General features: G+C 47.3%; 1 protein-coding gene. It reads left to right on the plus strand.

Annotated features, from left to right (window positions below; translation table 11 throughout):
* Window positions 1-22 precede the first annotated feature (22 nt).
* Window positions 23-207, plus strand: a 185-nt coding sequence (locus tag CHH91_RS21560) for a helicase-related protein (RefSeq protein ID WP_353615345.1), incomplete at its 3' end; no start/stop codon positions are given.

The raw sequence follows: 207 nt of genomic DNA on the forward strand, positions 1-207 counted from the left end.
TTTCCTCGACATTGTCGCCAGCATTTTCTCAAAAGGCGAGAGTGTCTTGATCTTTACGCAGTATAAAGAGATGGGCAAATTGATTAGCCAAGAATTGCAGGCACGCTACGGGATATCTGTACCTTTTTTACACGGTGGCCTATCCCGTAGCCAACGGCGTATGGCCATTGACCAATTTCAACACGATCCACATGCGGCCGCATTTGT

Source organism: Virgibacillus sp. 7505 (assembly GCF_002272135.1).
Taxonomy (GTDB): domain Bacteria; phylum Bacillota; class Bacilli; order Bacillales; family Amphibacillaceae; genus Terribacillus.